This window comes from Flavobacterium sp. AK-345 (genome assembly GCF_058310175.1).
On sequence record NZ_JBZEER010000017.1, the window covers coordinates 66,998 to 85,089 of the forward strand.

Genomic DNA, 18,092 nt, shown 5'->3' on the forward strand with positions numbered 1-18,092 from the left:
ATCGTGTCAGAAATTGACAATTCCAACGATTTAATTGAAAGTATTTTTTAACATTTATTTAAAAAATCTGCAAAAGTTAATTTTTAAAATATTTCATTTTAACAGGAACTATTTCGCCTATGTTTGCATCCTAAATAATCAAAAACTATGAATGAAATTACTTCTTATTGGTGGATAATTTTAATCTTATTCTCCATTCTTTTTTACAAATTTATTTTACGTGTTTTCTTCGGAATGGTGATGGTTCCTGAGGATAAAATTGGTTTGGTAACCAAAAAGTTCGTTTTATTCGGAACGGACAAATCATTGCCGGATGGGCGTATTATTGCGACAAAAGGCGAAGCCGGTTATCAGGCAAAAACGCTTGCTCCGGGTTTATATTGGGGAATGTGGATCTGGCAATATTCAATAGACATGACCGGATTTACGGTTATTCCCGAAGGTAAAATTGGATTGGTTTTGAGTAAGGACGGAAAAGAAATTCCAACTGGACGAATCTTAGCCCGAAAAGTAGATAGCGATAACTTTCAGGACGCTACTTATTTCTTAGACAATGGCGGACAAAAAGGGCGTCAGACCGCTTTTATTACAACAGGTTCGTATCGTATTAATACATTTCTATTCGAAATTGTAATTGCAGATCAAATCAAGATTTACGAGAATATGATTGGTATCGTAACGGCACTTGACGGAGAACCGATTCCGCAAGGACAAATTGCAGGTAAATTTGTTGAGGGTCATAATAACTTTCAGGATTTTGACAAGTTTTTAGATACTGGTGGTAATCGTGGTTTACAGCCTCAGGTTATGTTAGCCGGATCTTACTATATTAATACGTGGGGAATTTTAATCGAACAAAACCCAATGACAGATGTGCCTATTGGGTATGTGGGAGTTGTGATTTCGTATATTGGAGAAGACGGACAAGATGTTACCGGAGATACTTTTAAACACGGAAATATCGTTTCAAAAGGACAACGCGGAGTTTGGATGGAGCCTCTTGGTCCCGGAAAATATGCGTTGAACAAATACACAACTAAATTAGAAGCAGTTCCAACAACAAACTTGGTTTTAAACTGGGCAAATGCAAGAAGCGAATCACACGATTTAGACAAAAATCTTTCTACGATTACAGTACGTTCAAAAGATGGTTTTCCATTTAATTTAGATGTGGCGCAAATTATTCACGTTCCGGCAGCCGAAGCACCAAAAGTAATTGCCCGTTTTGGAAGCATGAACAACTTGGTTTCTCAGGTTTTAGAACCTACAATTGGTAACTATTTTAGAAACTCGGCTCAGGATAGCGACGTGATTTCGTTCTTGTCAACCAGAAAAGAGCGTCAGGAATCAGCTAAAAATCATATTAAATTAGTTCTTGACGAATACAATGTAAATGCTGTTGATACTTTGATTGGAGATATCGTTCCGCCAGATTCATTAATGAAAACGTTGACCGATAGAAAATTAGCCGAAGAAGAGCAAAAAACCTATCAAACACAAAGAATGGCGCAGGAACAACGTCAGGGAATGGAAAAAGAAACGGCTATTGCCGATATGCAAAAAGAAATTGTTCGTGCCTCTCAAAGTGTTGAAATCGCACAAAGAACTGCAGATGCAACTGTAAAGAAAGCAGAAGGAGATGCAACTAGTTTAAAACTAAACGTAAATGCAGAAGCGGAAGCCACAAAAATGCGTGCAAATGCAGAAGCCGAAGCAACAAAAGCAAGAGCAGGAGCACAAGCCGAAGCAACGAAACTGAACGCAAGTGCCGAAGCAGAAAGAATCTCGAAAACTGGTTTGGCTGAAGCCGAAAAAATCATGGCAATTGGTAAATCTACAGCAGAATCATACCAGCTTCAGGTTAGTGCAATGGGCGGTGATAACTTTACAAGATATAAAGTTACCGAAGAGATTGGTAAAGGAAATATCAAAGTAATACCAGATGTTTTAATTTCAGGAAACGGTGGATCTGATGGTTCTATCAGTGGTTTGTTAGGATTAAAATTAATGGAAATGATGGATACCAAAGATTCGAAAGAGGGTAAAAATCCGAAGAAATAGTAGTTATTGTAAAATGCAAATAGTATTTGACATTCAACAGACCTGTCAGGTTTAACATCAGGATAAATTCGATTATTCGTAGAGACGCACAGCAGTGCGTCTAACATCAAGTTTAAGAAATCCGATTTGCGAAAGCAAATCGGATTTTTTATGTTTATAATAAATGAAAATGATACAAAAGACGCACTGCAGTACGCCTCTACAAAAAAACCTTTGTACCTTTGCAACTCTGAGCCTTTGCCCCTTAAAAAAATGAAAAAAATCCTCCTCCTTTCCGATACCCACAGTCATATTGACGATACAATTTTAAAATATGTAGCTCAGGCTGATGAAGTTTGGCACGCCGGAGATATTGGAGATTTGCATGTTACAGACACCATAAAAAAACTAAAACCATTACGTTGTGTTTATGGTAATATAGATGATGCAAAAGCACGATTAGAATTTCCATTGCACAATAGATTTTTATGTGAAAATGTTTCTGTCTGGATTACACATATTGGTGGTTATCCCGGCAAATATAATCCAGCTATCAGAGAAGAAATGACGGCAAATCCACCTAAACTATTCATTTGTGGACATTCTCATATATTAAAAGTGATGTTTGATAAAAAAAACAACTTGTTGCACATGAATCCCGGTGCTGCAGGAAAAAGCGGATTTCATCAAATGCGAACCATGCTGCGATTCGTAATTGATGATGATAAAATAAAGGATCTTGAGATTATAGAAATAGGTAAGAAGTAAGAAGCCAGAAGAAAGAAGTAAGGTTATGAAGTTGGCACTTTTATTTTTATTGAAGTTCCTGTGCTTTCATTCGCTCTGGAAATAATATTAAAACTGCCCTTTAGTTTTTTAATTCGTGCTCTGATTCTGTTCAGTCCAAAACCTTCCTGATTTAGTTTTTCGGCATTAAAACCTTTCCCGTCATCATGAATAATAATAATCAACCGATTTTGTTTTTCGTGCAATGAGATTTGGGCATTTTTAGCAGCACTATGTTTTATAATGTTGCTAAATAATTCGCTTACAATAAAATATAATTTAATTTCAAATTTCTCATTGTATCTTTTTGTTGTAGGTACAGAACTTGTGAATTTAAATAGAAGACCAGAATTTGAATTTTTTTCACATAAATCCTCTAAGGCATAAACTAAGCCAAAACGAACCAAAAGAGTTGGGATTAAATCGTGTGACATGTCTCGTAAACGATCGTGAGCTTCTTCAAGAATAGTTTTAGCTTTAAGAAGTTCTTCTGATTTTATAGCATTTTGAACCGTAAAAGTATTTAAATGCAAACCAACTGAAGACAATAGAGAATTGATATTATCATGTAAAAACGATGCAATTTTCTTTCTTTCATTCTCTTGCCCGTCAATTCCGGCGTTGATAATGTTAAGCTGTATTTTTTGCTGAATATCTTTTTGTTTATTCTTTCGTTTTAATTTGTCATTCTGATAAACAAAATATAACAAAACCATTAACACTATAGTGAGCACAATGTAGAAACTCACTATTTTTTTATTTGTAGATTTTTCAAGTTCCAGAAACTGTTCTTTTTTCACTATTGAATTATCAGAATTGATTTCCTTTTTAGGTTCCTTAGAACCATTTACTTTTGAAGATACATCATATTGATTAAATACCGAAGCACTGCTAAATGCGGATAAAAAAATAAATAAAATAAATATTCTAAAAGTAAACATAGATTATCAGTTAGTAAAGACTATGGATTTATTAAATTATTTTTAAGGGCATATTTTACCACTCCAATAACGTTTTTGGTTTTTAGTTTTTTCATTATATTCTTTCGATGGGTTTCGACTGTGTTGACACTAATGAATAACTCTTCGCTTATTTCTTTTGCGCTATATTCTAGAGATATTAAAGTGATAATTTCAATTTCTCGTTCGCTCAAAAACTGATTTTCACTAAAAGCAGGTTTGTTTAATTTAGGATTATTTTGAGTAAAATTAGTGAAGATTTTTTCCCTTATATGTTTGTCAAAATATTCTTCATCTTTATTTACAGCTTCGATTGCTTCGATAATGTTTTCTCCGGCACTTTTCTTAGTCAGATATCCTTTAGCGCCTAATTTCATTACTTCTTTTACGATTTTTAAATCATCATAACTCGAAAGAATAATTACTTTGCAGGGAAATCCTTTTTCATTAAACTCTTTTAAAACTTCGATTCCATCCTTTTTAGGCATACTAATGTCGAGTAATAAGATGTCGGTATTGTTTTTTATAACATCTTCATAAATAGACATTCCGTCTAATGAATTACCTACAACCTCAAAGTCAGAAACAGTGCGCAATAAATTAGTAAGTCCATCGATAAGTACTTGATGATCATCAGCAAGATGTATCCTTGTTTTATGTGTCATGATTGATTTGAATCTCAAAACATCAAATTTATGAAATTTATCTTACAAAATAGTTTTTAATTCTTTGTTTTTGAAAGTCTTATTAAAATTGAAGAAAATTTCAGGCACAAAAAAACCCGAATATAAAATTCGGGTTCTCTTCGCACATAAATAAAGTTTATAGGTTTACCTCAAACGATCTACAGATTTTACGAGATCTTCGTCTTTCTTGATGGCCTTATTAGCTAACACTAATAATACGATAGCAACAATAGGAAGAAACATCCCAATACCTTTCTCTGAAACAGCGTTAACTGTCTCTCCAGATAAATTTAGTGATCGGTATACAAATAATCCTAATAAAATTAAATTTAATATTATGTTCAGTCTGCCCATTACAAACTGATTTTGTCTTTTTTTGTATGAAATAATACTAATAATCGTAAGCATTGTACTTAAACCTAATAAAATAGTATAAACCTGGTCCTGCATAAAATAAAATGCTTTTCCGGTATTTAATGTCCAAAGCGGAATAAAAAACATCAGCACTCCTGTTACTAAAAAGGTAAGAATTAAATATACGGTTTGAATTCGTTGTATCATGATCAATAATTGTTTTACAAAAATATATTTTCTTTTTTTAAAATACTATTGTATGATTAAATTTTATTCGTATTATTGCATCATAATACCGTAAGCACTTCATACTGCGGTCAATTGAAAACAATTATCTACCTATCTTTTTACAGTATTTCCTTTAAAATAATTAAATTCATAGAATATTCATGTTTGATATTTCTGCATTAAAAGAAATGAAGCTTTCTGAGCTTCAAGAAATAGCTAAGTTAGCTAAAACTATAAAGTTTAATGGTGTTAAAAAAGAGACTTTAATTAGTCAGATTTTAGCACATCAAGAAGCGACTGTAGCGCCGCCTGTATCTGCTGTTGCTGAAGCAGAAGTAGCTGATGACAAACCCAAAAGAGCCAGAATTGTTCCTGTAAAAAAAGCAGCAATTAGCAAAAACGCTCCTATTCTTGAATTTGATAAAGTAGAAGAAGCTCCCGAAAAGGTTAAGGCTCCTGCGATTTCAAAACAAAATCAAAAGGTTCAGGAAACTCCGGAAGTTGAAGAAACTGCTGAAAATGGAGATGGAGAAGTAGAAAAAAAGGGACCAAAAATCGTAAAATTTAATAAATCAGCTTACGAGAAAAAAGTTGCTTTACAAAAGGAAAAAGAAGCTGTAAAAGAAGTAGGTCCTGAAGAAGCTGCCGAAAATGAAAATGTTGATGCAGCTCCTGTAGCTGAAAAAGCAGAAGGAATTACTCCGGTAAAAAAGATAAATCCGAATCAGCTTAAAAAGCAAAATCCTAACCAGAACCCGAATCCTAATCAAAACCCAAATCAGAATCAAAATGGGAATGGAAACGGAAACAACGGAAACCAAAACCCAAATCATAAAAATAAAAAAAGTAATTTCAGGGATTCAGATTTTGAATTTGACGGAATTATTGAAAGTGAAGGTGTACTTGAAATGATGCCGGACGGATACGGATTTTTACGTTCATCAGATTATAATTATTTAGCCTCTCCGGATGATATTTATTTATCAACTTCACAAATTAGATTATTCGGTCTTAAAACCGGAGATACAGTAAAAGGAGTAGTTCGTCCTCCTAAAGAAGGCGAGAAATTTTTCCCTCTTGTTCGTGTACTGAAAATCAATGGTCACGATCCGCAGGTAGTTCGCGACAGAGTTTCTTTCGAACACCTGACACCAGTTTTTCCTTCAGAAAAATTCAAATTAGCCGAAAAAGGCAGTTCAGTTTCAACCCGTATTATAGATTTATTTTCTCCAATAGGAAAAGGACAGCGTGGTATGATAGTCGCACAACCGAAAACCGGTAAAACAATGTTGTTAAAAGACATTGCCAATGCGATTGCAGCCAATCATCCTGAAGTTTATCTAATCGTACTTTTGATTGATGAGCGTCCTGAGGAGGTTACAGATATGCAAAGAAGTGTTCGTGGTGAAGTTATTGCGTCAACTTTTGACAGAGAACCGCAAGAACACGTAAAAATTGCCAACATTGTACTTGAAAAAGCAAAACGTTTGGTAGAATGCGGACACGATGTAGTGATTCTTTTAGATTCGATTACACGTTTGGCAAGAGCTTATAATACAGTTCAGCCGGCTTCTGGTAAAGTTTTAAGTGGAGGTGTGGATGCCAATGCATTACAAAAACCAAAACGTTTCTTTGGAGCTGCAAGAAATGTAGAAAACGGTGGATCATTGAGTATCATCGCAACTGCATTAACTGAAACAGGTTCTAAAATGGATGAGGTGATCTTCGAAGAATTTAAAGGTACCGGTAACATGGAGCTTCAATTAGATCGTAAAATCGCCAACAAACGTATTTTTCCTGCAATTGATCTTACTTCGTCAAGTACACGTCGCGACGATTTATTATTAGACGAAAAAACATTACAAAGAATGTGGATCATGCGTAAATATCTATCCGATATGAACCCTGTAGAATCTATGGATTTTGTAAACGAACGCTTCAAGAAAACGAAGAATAATGAAGAGTTTTTGATTTCTATGAATGATTAGGAGGAAGGTTCTAAGTTAATGAGGGACTAAGGTTCTGAGGTTTTACTTTGAGATTATATATATACATAAAAAAGGGATGAGTTTTTAAAACTCATCCCTTTTTGTTTTGCTTTATGTTCAACGTTTGTGTCATTTCGACGGAGGAGAAATCACATAAAGTGAAGACATACAGTACGTCGCTCTCCGGATGTGATTTCTCCTCCGTCGAAATGACAAAGCTAGACTTTAGTCTATAAAAAACTTAGAACCTTAGCATCTCAGAATCTTAGCGACTTTAAAAAAACTATTTCTTATCCACTACCGGTCTGTTTTCTCTATTTGCCAATTCCCAGGCAACAACAAACGCTAATTGTGTTCTTTTGGTTAAAGCGTCGTATTCAATTTTTTCTGGTTCGTCACCTTTTCCGTGGTAATCTTCGTGAACTCCGTTAAAGAAGAAAACTGCAGGAATACCATGTTTTGCAAAGTTGTAATGATCAGAACGCTCGTAGAAATGATTTGGATCTTTAGGATCGTTGAATTTAAAATCTAAATCAACTTTAGTAAATTTTTCATTTTGGGCAACTACAATATTATGTAAGTCTGTTGATAATCTGTCGGCACCAATTACATAAACATAATTGTTTGTATTTGCATGCTCAACATCGCGACGGCCAATCATATCAATGTTAATGTCTGTAATAGTGTTGGCGATTGGAAACAATGGATTTTCAGAATAGTAACGAGAACCGTGCAAACCGTGTTCTTCACCCGTTACGTGCAGGAATAAAATAGAACGTTTTGGTCCGTGTCCGTCTTTCTTTGCTTTTGCGAAAGCCTTTGCCATTTCCATTACAGCAACAGTTCCGGAACCGTCATCATCGGCACCGTTATAAACTTCGCCATCTTTAATTCCAACGTGGTCATAATGAGCTGAAATCACTAAAACTTCATCCGGTTTTTCAGAACCTTCAATATAAGCCCAGATATTTTCAGAATCAGGTAAATTCTCATTGCGTCGTGCATTTAAAAAGGCTGCAGGAACTGGTTGATAATAATCTTTTGCACCTTTAGGAAACGAAATATTATTTTTTTTGTATTGCTCGATCATGTAAAGTCCCGCTTTTTTCTGGCCTTTTGAACCAGTTTCACGGCCTTCCATTTCATCAGAAGCAACCACGTATAACATCTTTTTTAAATCTTTTTGGGTAATAGCTTTTACGTATTTGGTTGGGTCTGAGTTATCTTTCGATACAACAGACTGCGCATTTTTACATGAAAATGCTGAGGCAATCAATAATAGAATTACAATTTTTTTCATTGCGGGGTTTAGTGTAAATTAATGAATATGTAAAAAACATAAAAAGTTAGTAAAAATACAATAAAAAAGAAGTTTATAAAGAATAAGAATACACTTTTAATAAAAGAGACAATTCTGCTTTCGCCATAAAAACGGTGATGTGCCGGATAAAAATAATAAGACATCCAAAGGATACCCGCAAAATTTGTAATATCGGCTATAAAGCCAAAACCGCTTCCGAGCAAATCAGTAATCTTCTGAATAATAAAGAGTATGAGAAATATCAAAAGCAAAAACGAAAAATAATGCAGCGTAAATATTCCGTGATCAAAGTAATACCATTTCTTTTTATTGTGAAAAATCCATAAAAAGAATGCAAAGAAGGGCATTATGATGAATAATATTTTAGGAATATTATGTACGAATGATTCGATGAATTTTTCTATAATTTCCCCCTTCGTATTTTTTTCGGTAACGTGTATTACTTTTTCGTAAAGCCAATATTCAAAGTCAGTATATTTTTCACTTGGTTTTCCATATTTCTGAATCGAGTCGATTTCTTTCATCGTCCTCAATTTGAAATGTGTATTTTGCTGAAAATTCTTAATTCCTTTTTTATCCTGTTTGATAAGGTTTGTGGTAATATCTTTTTCACTTTTTTGCAGATTCTCCGTTACGTGAGAGGGAAACAATGCAATCATTAAAAACGTAATAAAACTGATAAAAATATAAAGACGAACCGGCGCCAGGTAAGACAACCTTTTTCCTGAAAGATATTCTTTAGTTAAAGTAGCAGGTTTAAAAAGTAAGTTTCGAATCGTTTTCCAAAAAGCATTTTCATAATGCGTTAAATCTTCAAAAAAATGAATAAATAAATGATGAAACGTTTTTCGGCTGTCTGTGTTTTCCTGTCCGCAATTCGGACAATATTTTTGTTCGACAACGTGCCTGCAATTCAGGCAGGTTTTGTCTTTTCTAATAGGGCTGTGTGACATTGGTAATTTGGTTGGTTTTTGGTTTTGGTTTTAGTTTTTTTTGCCCGCGGATGTTACGGATTAAACGGATTTACGCTGGTTTTTTTTCCTGTAAGTAAATAATTATCTGCGTAAATCCGTTCAATCCGCGTTATCAGTGTTCTTGTTTTTTGCCACAGATTAAATGATTAGAATGATTTTAATAAAAAATCAGCGTAAATCCGTTTAATCCGTTTAATCCGCGTGCCATTTTATTTTTTCAGCACTTCATTTAAAAACAGCTGTAAATGCTCAAAAGATCTTTTTGCGGCAACAGCATTATAAGCAGCACCTTTTGAATTGTCATTTCCGGCCTCTGGATTTGTAAACGAATGCACAGAATTTGCATAATAAATCATTTGCCAATCGGCTTTTGAATCACGCATTTCCTGTTGAAAAGCCGTAATTTCTTCTTTTGAAACATAAGGATCATCAGCACCATGACAAACTAAGACTTTCGTCGTAATTGGTTCAACGGCACGCGCTGCATCTTTACCTAAACCACCATGAAATGAAGCAACACCTTTTAAATTCAAATGTCCGCGGGCGGCTTCAAGAACTCCTGTTCCGCCAAAGCAATATCCAATAGCGACAATATTATCTGCATTTGCTCCGGATTTGATTAATTCCTGCAAAGCCGCATTGATTCTTTTTTGATAATCAGCAAAATTTGTTTTGTAATAACCCGCTTGTTTTCCAGCTTCGGCTGTATTAGTTGGATAATTTCCTTCGCCATAAATATCAGCGATAAAAACATGATAGCCTAGTTTTGATAATTCTTCGGCAATTCCTTTAGATGCATTGTCGATTCCCAGCCATGCCGGTAAAAGCAAAATACCTGGATTGTTACTGCTTTTTTTGGCAGATTTTATAAATAAACCGTTTAATGTTTGTTTTCCTTCTGAATATTTTACTGGTTTTAACTGTGCATTTATAGTGTTAGCAGACAGTATAATAGATAAAATTAGAATAGTGGTATTTTTCATGATCTTACAATTTTAAAACAAATATCAGAAATAAAATGCTACAAAAAAACCTCAGAAGAATTTTCTTTTGAGGTTTGTATTTTTGAAATTAAATGAAGGAATTATTATATTTTATAAAGAAATATTCCTTTTAAAAGCACATCCTAATTCTATCATAGAATCCGTTTTGGCAATTCCGGGAATATTATCGATTTTTTCATATAATATTTTACGCATGTGTTCGTGGTTTTTTGCCGTAATCTTTAAATAAAGTGTAAACGAACCCGTTACAAAATAACATTCTGTAATTTCCGGAATTTCTTTTAAAGCCTCAATAATACGTTCAGAATCAGAATCTTTATTAAGCGTAATTCCCGTAAACGAAGCCCAGTCGTAACCAATTTGTTTTTCGTTTAAAATAGGTTTGATGCCGGTAATTATGCCTTGTTCAAATAAACGATTAATGCGCTGATGCACCATTGTATTTGAGATTTTTAAATTAGTTGCGATTGTAGAATAAGCAATTCTTCCATCTTTTTCTAATTCTTTGATAATCTTTATGTCAAACTCATCTAAAATATCCATGCAAACTATTTTTTACGTTCTAATTTATGGTAAAGATAAAAATAAGTCTGATTAGATGTTTATATTCAAATACTAAAATGACTTTTTATTATGGATAAATAAGTCACTTTGGTTTTTTATCACTAATTAATGAGTTAAAATATGTGTTTTATTCGTTATAAATAAATAATTTTTATATTTTTGTTTCAATAAAAAGAAATATTATGGCACATACACAAGAAATTCTTTCGTCTAAATCGGAAGTTTTAATCGAAAAAGAGAATAAATACGGAGCTCATAATTACCATCCGCTTCCGGTAGTTTTAGAAAGAGGCGAAGGTGTATATGTGTGGGATGTTGACGGTAAAAAATACTATGATTTTCTTTCTGCATATTCTGCAGTAAATCAAGGACATTGTCATCCTAAAATTGTAAAAGCAATGGTCGATCAGGCTCAAAAACTGACCTTGACTTCGAGAGCTTTTTACAATGATAAATTAGGAAACTACGAAGAATTTGTAACCAATTATTTTGGCTTTGATAAAGTTTTACCAATGAATACAGGTGCCGAAGCAGTTGAAACGGCTTTGAAGCTATGTAGAAAATGGGCATACGAAGTAAAAGGAATTCACGAAAATCAGGCGCAGATTATTGTTTGTGAAAATAATTTTCACGGAAGAACGACGACGATTATTTCCTTTTCGAATGATGAAAGTGCCCGTAAAAACTTCGGACCTTTTACAGATGGATTTATAAAAATTGAATATGATAATCTTGAAGCTCTTGAAAAAGCTTTAGAATCATCAAAAAATATTGCCGGATTTCTGGTAGAACCAATTCAGGGTGAAGCCGGAGTTTATGTTCCTTCTGAAGGATATTTGGCGAAAGCAAAAGCACTTTGCGAAAAACACAATGTTTTATTCATTGCAGATGAGGTTCAAACGGGAATTGCGCGTACCGGAAAATTATTGGCTGTACATCATGAAAATGTACAACCTGATATTTTGATTTTAGGAAAAGCAATTTCTGGCGGAGTTTATCCGGTTTCGGCAGTTTTGGCGAATAATGAAATCATGAATGTGATAAAACCGGGTCAGCATGGTTCTACTTTTGGAGGAAATCCTGTTGCTGCCGCAGTTGCAATCGCTGCTCTTGAAGTAGTAAAAGAAGAAAATCTGGCTGAAAACGCAGAACGTTTAGGAATCATCTTAAGAAAAGGATTAAACGAAATTGCAGAGCGTAACGATTTAATTACTTTAGTTAGAGGTAAAGGTTTATTAAACGCCATTGTAATTAATTGCAGTGAAGATTCTGATTTGGCCTGGGAAATCTGCCTGAAATTTAGAGACAACGGATTATTGGCAAAACCAACCCACGGAAATAAAATTAGATTAGCACCGCCATTGGTTATGACAGAAACTCAAATTGCGGAATGTCTTGAAATCATCGAGAAATCTTTGAATGATTTTAGATAAATATTAATTCAACTTACTTTATTAAATAAAAAAGCGTTCGCCTTGGCGAACGCTTTTTCGTTATAATTACTTAAAATATCAAAAAAAGTAATTATTTCTTTAGAGCCGCACCGCCTGGCATTTGCTCCGGTTTGGCGTTGAATTTGCTATATTCGACAACTCCTGTTTGGTTTGCCCAATCAAAATATTTGGTAGAAAGTTGGTTTACAACTGCAAGATTTTGTTTTGCAACATTGGTTGTTTCACCTCTGTCGGTTTCAATATTATAAAGCTCCCATTCATACGACGGATAAGTCGAAACTAATTTCCATTTACCATCTCGAACGGCTCTATTTCCTGCTCTTTCCCAAAATAATGGTGCGCCTCTATCAACCTGCGAAACATTATCAAATAAAACAGGTAATAAACTCTTTCCAGCCAAAGGATTTGTGATCGCACCATTATATTTTTTTGGATATTCAATTCCGGCCAATTCGTAAAAAGTAGGAGCAAGGTCAATAATATGTCCGGTTCCTTTATCGATACGATTCGCTTTTATTTTTGATGGAAACCATGCAATAAACGGCGAACTAAATCCGCCTTCGTGCATATTGTTTTTATACTGCTGAAGCGGTGTATTAGACAAATAAGCCCAGTTTTGTTCCTGATAATCAAATGATCCTGAAGTTCCAACAGGTCCTTCGTTTCGAACCAAACCTCTTCCAAGCGGATTATAAGTATTAAAACCGCCCTGAGCTCCATTATCTGAAATGAAAATAATCAACGTGTTTTTATCTTTTTTCAACGCTTTTATTTTATCCAGAACTTTACCAACGTTTTGATCCATATTGTCGACCATTGCGGCGTAAACTTCCATTTTTGCTTTCCAGAATTGCTTTTCGTCATACGTTAATTTATTCCATTCCGGAACTTCGGGATCTCTTGCAGAAATGGTTTGGTCGGCTGGTAAAATCCCGTTTTCTTTTAGTTTCTGAATTCTTTTTTCTCTTAAAACATCCCAGCCTTCATCAAATTTGCCTCTGTATTTTGCAATATCAACCGGTTTTGCCTGTAACGGCCAATGTGGTGCTGTAAAAGCGAGATACAAAAAGAAAGGTTTGTTTTCTTTGTTTTGTTCCTCCAGAAAAGTAACCGCATTATTTCCAATTTCATCTGTAAAATAATACGAGTCATCTTTTGGATGCAGTTCTTCATTATTACGAATTAGTTTTACCGGATAAGGTGTTTTCCCAAAAGGCAAAGGTTTAGTATCAAAATAATTAGAGGCACCTTTTAAAATGCCGTAAAATTTATCGAAACCTCTTTGATTTGGCCATTGCGCCTGATCTTCAGAACCTACGTGCCATTTTCCGGATAGAATTGTGCTGTATCCGCCAGAGCGAAAAACTTCGCCTAAAGTCAAAGATTCTTTGTTTAAATATCCCTGATATGCCGGCAATCCTAAATTAACATCAAAAAAACCAACTCCGGCTTTATGTTGATATTGTCCGGTTAATAAAGAAGCTCTCGTTGGCGCGCAAATCGAGTTATTGTAAAATTCGCGCAAGCGTAAACCTTCATGTGCCAGTTTATCGAGATTGGGTGTCTTAATTTCCGAGCCGTAATTTCCTAAATCAGAATAACCCATATCGTCGACCATAATTAAAATGATGTTTGGTTTGGAGTTATTTTGAGAATGAATTGAAAAGCTAAGAGCTAATAAAAGGTTGAATGTAATAAGTGTTTTTTTCATTATAGTTGATATTTTATATGTCGAAATCATTGTGTTTAACTTTGTCAAAGTTTCAAACTTTGACAAAGTTCTCGAAGAAAAGTAAAGTCTTTAAATTTATTTACCAAACAGCAAAAAAGCAATAATCAGCGTAATAATCACATTGAATAATTGCGCGATTAAAAAAGCATACAAAGGTTTTTTGCTATTGTTGCCGAGTAAATCTTTAAAGTTTGTTTCGAGTCCAATACTTGTAAAAGCTAATGCGAACCAAATGCCTTGTAAATTTTTCAAACTGTCTTTTACTTCATCACGAACTTCTGGTGTAATTAAAAAGGAAAAAACCAGTGAAGCGACAATGAAGCCAATAACAAATTTTGGAAAACGTTCCCAGATAACGCCCAAAGTTGGTTTTGATGCCACAGCTTCATCTGATTTATTATGTGTATAAGTCCAATAAACGGAAATTGCAAAAGCGGCTAATCCTAATAAAACATTTTGGGAGAATTTTACAATCGTACTAATTTTCAGCGCCGTCTCACCAACCAAAGTTCCGGAAGCGACAACTGCGCCTGAGGTATCAATGCTTCCACCAAGCCACGCGCCTGTAACTTCTTCAGGAAAATTAAAATATCGGGCAATTATTGGCATAAAAATCATCATGGGAATTGCCGTTACCAAAACCATCGAAATTACATAAGACAGTTTTTTTGAATCGCCTTTAATCGCACCCGAAGTGGCAATAGCAGCAGAAACACCGCAGATAGAAACCGCACTAGAAATCATCATGGTGAGTTCATCATCGACTTTTAATTTTCGGCAAAGCCAAAAAGCAAAATACCAAACCGATAAAACCACGACCAAAGCCTGAATTAATCCTAAAGAACCGGCCTTTAGAATGTCTGAAAAAATAACACTTGTTCCCAATAAAACCAATCCGATTTTTACAAATACTTCTGTAGCAAGTGCAGATCGAAACCATTCGGGAAGTTTGAAAAAGTTGCCTATCAGTAATCCGATAATTAAACTGAAAATAACGGCTTCTAAATTGAGCGCTTTTATTTCTGAATTTCCTGCCAGAATAAGTGCAATGACCGTTAAAATATAAACTATCGGAAAAACGAATAGAAAATATTTTACCGATTTTCCAATTAAAAAAGCCCCGAGTGTTCCAATAATGATTAGATAAATAAATTGGGTTATGATGAGTTTCAAATTCGAGAAAGCAAAAACATCATTACTTAATTCTGCTCCGTTTGACCATTTGAATATGGGAACTTCCGGAAGAAAAACAAATAGTGAAATCCCGATAATTAGAAATCCGAGAATAACGACTGTCCAGTCTTCGTGAATATTAAATTGTTTTGAGGTAGTTGGCATTTTATGTTTATTTCCTGCAAGGTTTTCAAAACCTTGTAGGTATAGTTATTAATATAGCGAGTGAATTATAGACCTACAAGGTTTTGAAAACCTTGCAGGACTTCTGTAACTTTTACAAATCGACAAAGTATTTTTGTTTTCCAAAGTCAAATTCATAATAGGTTAAATTGGGCCATAAAGGTTTTACAAGACCTTTTTCCCAGTTTTGCAAAGCAGCGTGAAGCTCTTTTACTTTTGCCGGATTTTTTTGAGCCAAATCTGTCGTTTCAGATTTATCGTTTGCCAGATTATAAAGCCATTCCTGATGCGTTTTTCCGCTGATGATTAATTTCCAGTCACCGCTTCGAATCGCTTTTGCATCACCGGAACGCCAGTATAAATTTTTGTGTGCTTCTGTATTATTGTTAACTGTCGAGATCAAATCAACACCATCATAAACCCTGTCTTTTGGTAAACCGGAATGCGTAACAGCAGCAATGGTACTAAAAATATCCAGTGAACTTACCGGAGTTTTGTAAACCGTATGCGGTTTGATTTTTCCCTTCCACGAAAGTGCAAACGGAACATTGATACCGCCTTCAAAATGCGAAAATTTACCTCCTTTTAATGGCGCATTTGTTGTGGCGAAAGTATAATCGGCACCACCGTTATCACTGGCAAAAATGATTAAGGTATTTTCTTCAAGACCTTCTTTTTTTACTTTGGCAACGATTCTTCCAATAGCGTCATCAAGCGCGCTGATCATGGCAAAATAAACGCGTTTGTTTTCGTCTTTTACATTCGGAAAACGATCGTAATATTTTTTTCGAACCTGAAATGGCGTGTGTGGCGCATTAAACGGAACATAAAGTAAAAAAGGTTTGGTTTTATTTTTATCGATAAAAGCTTCGGCTTCGTCAGCAAATGTTTCTGTTAAATAAGCTTTGTCTTTTATGATGGTAGTATTGCGACGAATTTGCCCGATTCCGACACGGCCATTTCCCCAAATCATTTTATCTGTAAAATCTTTGTGATGATGGTTGATAATATCCGGATTATCATCTTCGGGCGTGTAAAGCGAAAACGCTTGATAAAACCCGTAATGGTAATCGAAACCTCTGTCCAGTGGAAAAAATCCTTTGTTGTGTCCCAAATGCCATTTCCCGATTATGGCTGTGGCGTATCCTTGTTTTTTTGCTAAATCGGCAAACGTAATTTCAGATTGTGGTAAACCCTGAGTGGCTATCGAAGCTTCATTTGGGTATTCTATTTTTTGATTTAATCGCCAGCTATTCGTATTAATCAAATATTTGAAAGCATAATATTCCAGGTTATTTTTTGGATATCGGTCTCCGGGCTGATATTCATGTCCAAAACGTTCCTGATAACGACCCGTCAACAAACCCGCACGCGAAGGCGAGCAAATCGAAGACGAAACATAACCGTCTGTAAAAGTCACGCCAGAAGCCGCCAAAGAATCAATTTGTGGTGTTGGCGTTGATTTTCCTCCGTATAATGAGATATCATATTTGCCTAAATCATCGGCAAGAAGAATGATAATATTTGGTTTCTTTTCTGATGATTTTGATGTGTCTTTTTGTGCCAGAAATTCCTTTTTTCCTTCGACTAATTTTTTATCAGGTTCTATTAATTTTCCGTTTGTATTAATAGGCCAGAATAAAAATAGTACCGCAATAAAAAGTACAAGCAGAATTGGAATAAGGATTTTTTTTATTCTTTTGAATGATGCCATGTTTTTTGATTTTAATCTCTATCGTTTCCTGCAAGGTTTTCAAAACCTTGTAGGTATATTTTAAGTATGAAACACTTCAAATCTTTGAGCGTAATTTAAACCTACAAGGTTTTGAAAGCCTTGTAGGAGGATTGAAAACATTAGTTTTGTGCCAAAGCCACATCAACATCACTTTTAAGATTTCCTAAACCATCTTTTTTGAAAATGATTTTTCCATTTTGATATAAAATCAAAGTAGGGAAGACCTTTACGGTTTTTAAATCGGCAATTACCTGCGGGCTTTCTTCCAATTCAATTTCGATAATTTTGAGTTTTTCACCATATTGAGTTCTGATGTTTTCTAAAATGGGTTTTACGGTTTTGCAGGTGGCGCAATATTTAGAACCAATATCTACCAAAACATATTGATTATCAGCAAGGATTTTTTTGTATTCGTCTATTGATAATTTACTTTTTAAATTGCTGTAAAAAGGTTTTCCGCTGCCAATCCAGCTTGCGATTCCACCTTCGAGAATATAGACTTCATTGAAACCTCTTTTGGCTAAATCGGTAGATAAAAGCCCGCTTCTGTAAGCAGCAATCGAATAAATAAATACAGGTTGCGACGGATTTAAAGCTGCAACATGCTTTTCATAATCTTCAGATTTCAGGTTGAAATTTACCGCGCCTTCAATATGATTTAAGGCAAATTCGTCGCTTCCTCTGGCATCAACAATCTGTGGATTTTTTTGACTTTTAATTTTCGAATAAAAAGCATCCAACAATATATTGGCACTGTTTCCTTGTGAAAAACCCGCAATTGTAAAAAGCAGTATAAAGGTTATAATGCTGTTTTTGAGTGTTTTATTTGTCATAAAGTTTGGTTTTTGCATAAGTTTGGCAGTGTATTCGGGATTATTTTCGAATACACTGCCAATTATTATTTGATTGAT

At 34.6% G+C, this 18,092-nt stretch carries 15 protein-coding genes; 4 read left to right on the top strand and 11 right to left on the bottom strand.

The genetic code is table 11. From position 1 onward, the window contains the following. Positions 1-147 precede the first annotated feature (147 nt). Together AC4FQ3_RS21370 and AC4FQ3_RS21375 are read left to right on the top strand one after the other, a co-directional pair. Positions 148-2,061, top strand: coding sequence for an SPFH domain-containing protein (locus tag AC4FQ3_RS21370; protein WP_491183217.1), 1,914 nt, complete (start codon positions 148-150; stop codon positions 2,059-2,061). Between the two features lie 252 nt (positions 2,062-2,313). Next, positions 2,314-2,808: a metallophosphoesterase family protein gene (locus tag AC4FQ3_RS21375; protein ID WP_491183218.1), complete on the top strand. Its 495-nt coding sequence runs from the start codon at positions 2,314-2,316 to the stop codon at positions 2,806-2,808. Between the two features lie 23 nt (positions 2,809-2,831). Here the strand turns inward: AC4FQ3_RS21375 and AC4FQ3_RS21380 are convergent, their stop codons facing one another. The 3 genes from AC4FQ3_RS21380 to AC4FQ3_RS21390 form a co-directional block, all read right to left on the bottom strand. Then, positions 2,832-3,767, bottom strand: a complete 936-nt coding sequence (locus AC4FQ3_RS21380) for a sensor histidine kinase (protein WP_491183219.1) — start codon at positions 3,765-3,767, stop codon at positions 2,832-2,834. Between the two features lie 20 nt (positions 3,768-3,787). Further along, positions 3,788-4,450, bottom strand: a complete 663-nt coding sequence (locus AC4FQ3_RS21385) for a response regulator (protein ID WP_042563040.1) — start codon at positions 4,448-4,450, stop codon at positions 3,788-3,790. A 165-nt stretch (positions 4,451-4,615) separates the two neighbouring features. Then, positions 4,616-5,032, bottom strand: coding sequence for a DUF4293 domain-containing protein (locus tag AC4FQ3_RS21390; protein WP_042563039.1), 417 nt, complete (start codon positions 5,030-5,032; stop codon positions 4,616-4,618). A 182-nt stretch (positions 5,033-5,214) separates the two neighbouring features. On the opposite strand from AC4FQ3_RS21390, the gene rho reads away from it, so the two are divergent. Further along, positions 5,215-7,041, top strand: coding sequence for a transcription termination factor Rho (rho, locus tag AC4FQ3_RS21395; RefSeq protein WP_491183220.1), 1,827 nt, complete (start codon positions 5,215-5,217; stop codon positions 7,039-7,041). Positions 7,042-7,324: 283 nt separating this feature from the next. Here the strand turns inward: rho and AC4FQ3_RS21400 are convergent, their stop codons facing one another. From AC4FQ3_RS21400 to AC4FQ3_RS21415, 4 genes are all read right to left on the bottom strand, one after another. Beyond that, positions 7,325-8,341: a M28 family peptidase gene (locus AC4FQ3_RS21400; RefSeq protein WP_042563037.1), complete on the bottom strand. Its 1,017-nt coding sequence runs from the start codon at positions 8,339-8,341 to the stop codon at positions 7,325-7,327. Between the two features lie 8 nt (positions 8,342-8,349). Continuing rightward, entirely contained in the window at positions 8,350-9,315 is a 966-nt protein-coding gene (locus tag AC4FQ3_RS21405) for a DUF3667 domain-containing protein (RefSeq protein WP_491183221.1), read from the bottom strand. A 230-nt stretch (positions 9,316-9,545) separates the two neighbouring features. Then, positions 9,546-10,319, bottom strand: coding sequence for a dienelactone hydrolase family protein (locus tag AC4FQ3_RS21410; protein ID WP_491183222.1), 774 nt, complete (start codon positions 10,317-10,319; stop codon positions 9,546-9,548). Between the two features lie 111 nt (positions 10,320-10,430). Beyond that, positions 10,431-10,883 (bottom strand): Lrp/AsnC family transcriptional regulator, encoded by a 453-nt coding sequence (locus AC4FQ3_RS21415; protein ID WP_491183223.1) that lies wholly within the window; start codon positions 10,881-10,883, stop codon positions 10,431-10,433. A 203-nt stretch (positions 10,884-11,086) separates the two neighbouring features. On the opposite strand from AC4FQ3_RS21415, the gene rocD reads away from it, so the two are divergent. Beyond that, positions 11,087-12,337, top strand: coding sequence for an ornithine--oxo-acid transaminase (gene rocD / locus AC4FQ3_RS21420; RefSeq protein ID WP_491183224.1), 1,251 nt, complete (start codon positions 11,087-11,089; stop codon positions 12,335-12,337). A 91-nt stretch (positions 12,338-12,428) separates the two neighbouring features. Here the strand turns inward: rocD and AC4FQ3_RS21425 are convergent, their stop codons facing one another. The 4 genes from AC4FQ3_RS21425 to AC4FQ3_RS21440 all read right to left on the bottom strand — a co-directional run bounded on the left by AC4FQ3_RS21425 (position 12,429) and on the right by AC4FQ3_RS21440 (position 18,014). Beyond that, entirely contained in the window at positions 12,429-14,069 is a 1,641-nt protein-coding gene (locus AC4FQ3_RS21425) for an arylsulfatase (RefSeq protein WP_491183225.1), read from the bottom strand. 96 nt (positions 14,070-14,165) lie between these two features. Next, positions 14,166-15,428, bottom strand: a complete 1,263-nt coding sequence (locus AC4FQ3_RS21430; protein ID WP_491183226.1) for a YeiH family protein — start codon at positions 15,426-15,428, stop codon at positions 14,166-14,168. 112 nt (positions 15,429-15,540) lie between these two features. Next, positions 15,541-17,160, bottom strand: a complete 1,620-nt coding sequence (locus AC4FQ3_RS21435) for a sulfatase-like hydrolase/transferase (RefSeq protein ID WP_491183227.1) — start codon at positions 17,158-17,160, stop codon at positions 15,541-15,543. 140 nt (positions 17,161-17,300) lie between these two features. Further along, positions 17,301-18,014 (bottom strand): rhodanese-like domain-containing protein, encoded by a 714-nt coding sequence (locus tag AC4FQ3_RS21440; RefSeq protein WP_491183228.1) that lies wholly within the window; start codon positions 18,012-18,014, stop codon positions 17,301-17,303. Between the last annotated feature and the right edge of the window lie 78 nt (positions 18,015-18,092).

What these genes read in the sequence shown, in the direction of transcription:
- AC4FQ3_RS21370 (WP_491183217.1), top strand. Translation starts at nt 148, where the DNA reads ATGAATGAAATTACTTCTTATTGGTGGATAATTTTAATCTTATTCTCC.
- AC4FQ3_RS21375 (WP_491183218.1), top strand. Translation starts at nt 2,314, where the DNA reads ATGAAAAAAATCCTCCTCCTTTCCGATACCCACAGTCATATTGACGAT.
- AC4FQ3_RS21380 (WP_491183219.1), bottom strand. Translation starts at nt 3,767, where the DNA reads ATGTTTACTTTTAGAATATTTATTTTATTTATTTTTTTATCCGCATTT.
- AC4FQ3_RS21385 (WP_042563040.1), bottom strand. Translation starts at nt 4,450, where the DNA reads ATGACACATAAAACAAGGATACATCTTGCTGATGATCATCAAGTACTT.
- AC4FQ3_RS21390 (WP_042563039.1), bottom strand. Translation starts at nt 5,032, where the DNA reads ATGATACAACGAATTCAAACCGTATATTTAATTCTTACCTTTTTAGTA.
- rho (WP_491183220.1), top strand. Translation starts at nt 5,215, where the DNA reads ATGTTTGATATTTCTGCATTAAAAGAAATGAAGCTTTCTGAGCTTCAA.
- AC4FQ3_RS21400 (WP_042563037.1), bottom strand. Translation starts at nt 8,341, where the DNA reads ATGAAAAAAATTGTAATTCTATTATTGATTGCCTCAGCATTTTCATGT.
- AC4FQ3_RS21405 (WP_491183221.1), bottom strand. Translation starts at nt 9,315, where the DNA reads ATGTCACACAGCCCTATTAGAAAAGACAAAACCTGCCTGAATTGCAGG.
- AC4FQ3_RS21410 (WP_491183222.1), bottom strand. Translation starts at nt 10,319, where the DNA reads ATGAAAAATACCACTATTCTAATTTTATCTATTATACTGTCTGCTAAC.
- AC4FQ3_RS21415 (WP_491183223.1), bottom strand. Translation starts at nt 10,883, where the DNA reads ATGGATATTTTAGATGAGTTTGACATAAAGATTATCAAAGAATTAGAA.
- rocD (WP_491183224.1), top strand. Translation starts at nt 11,087, where the DNA reads ATGGCACATACACAAGAAATTCTTTCGTCTAAATCGGAAGTTTTAATC.
- AC4FQ3_RS21425 (WP_491183225.1), bottom strand. Translation starts at nt 14,069, where the DNA reads ATGAAAAAAACACTTATTACATTCAACCTTTTATTAGCTCTTAGCTTT.
- AC4FQ3_RS21430 (WP_491183226.1), bottom strand. Translation starts at nt 15,428, where the DNA reads ATGCCAACTACCTCAAAACAATTTAATATTCACGAAGACTGGACAGTC.
- AC4FQ3_RS21435 (WP_491183227.1), bottom strand. Translation starts at nt 17,160, where the DNA reads ATGGCATCATTCAAAAGAATAAAAAAAATCCTTATTCCAATTCTGCTT.
- AC4FQ3_RS21440 (WP_491183228.1), bottom strand. Translation starts at nt 18,014, where the DNA reads ATGACAAATAAAACACTCAAAAACAGCATTATAACCTTTATACTGCTT.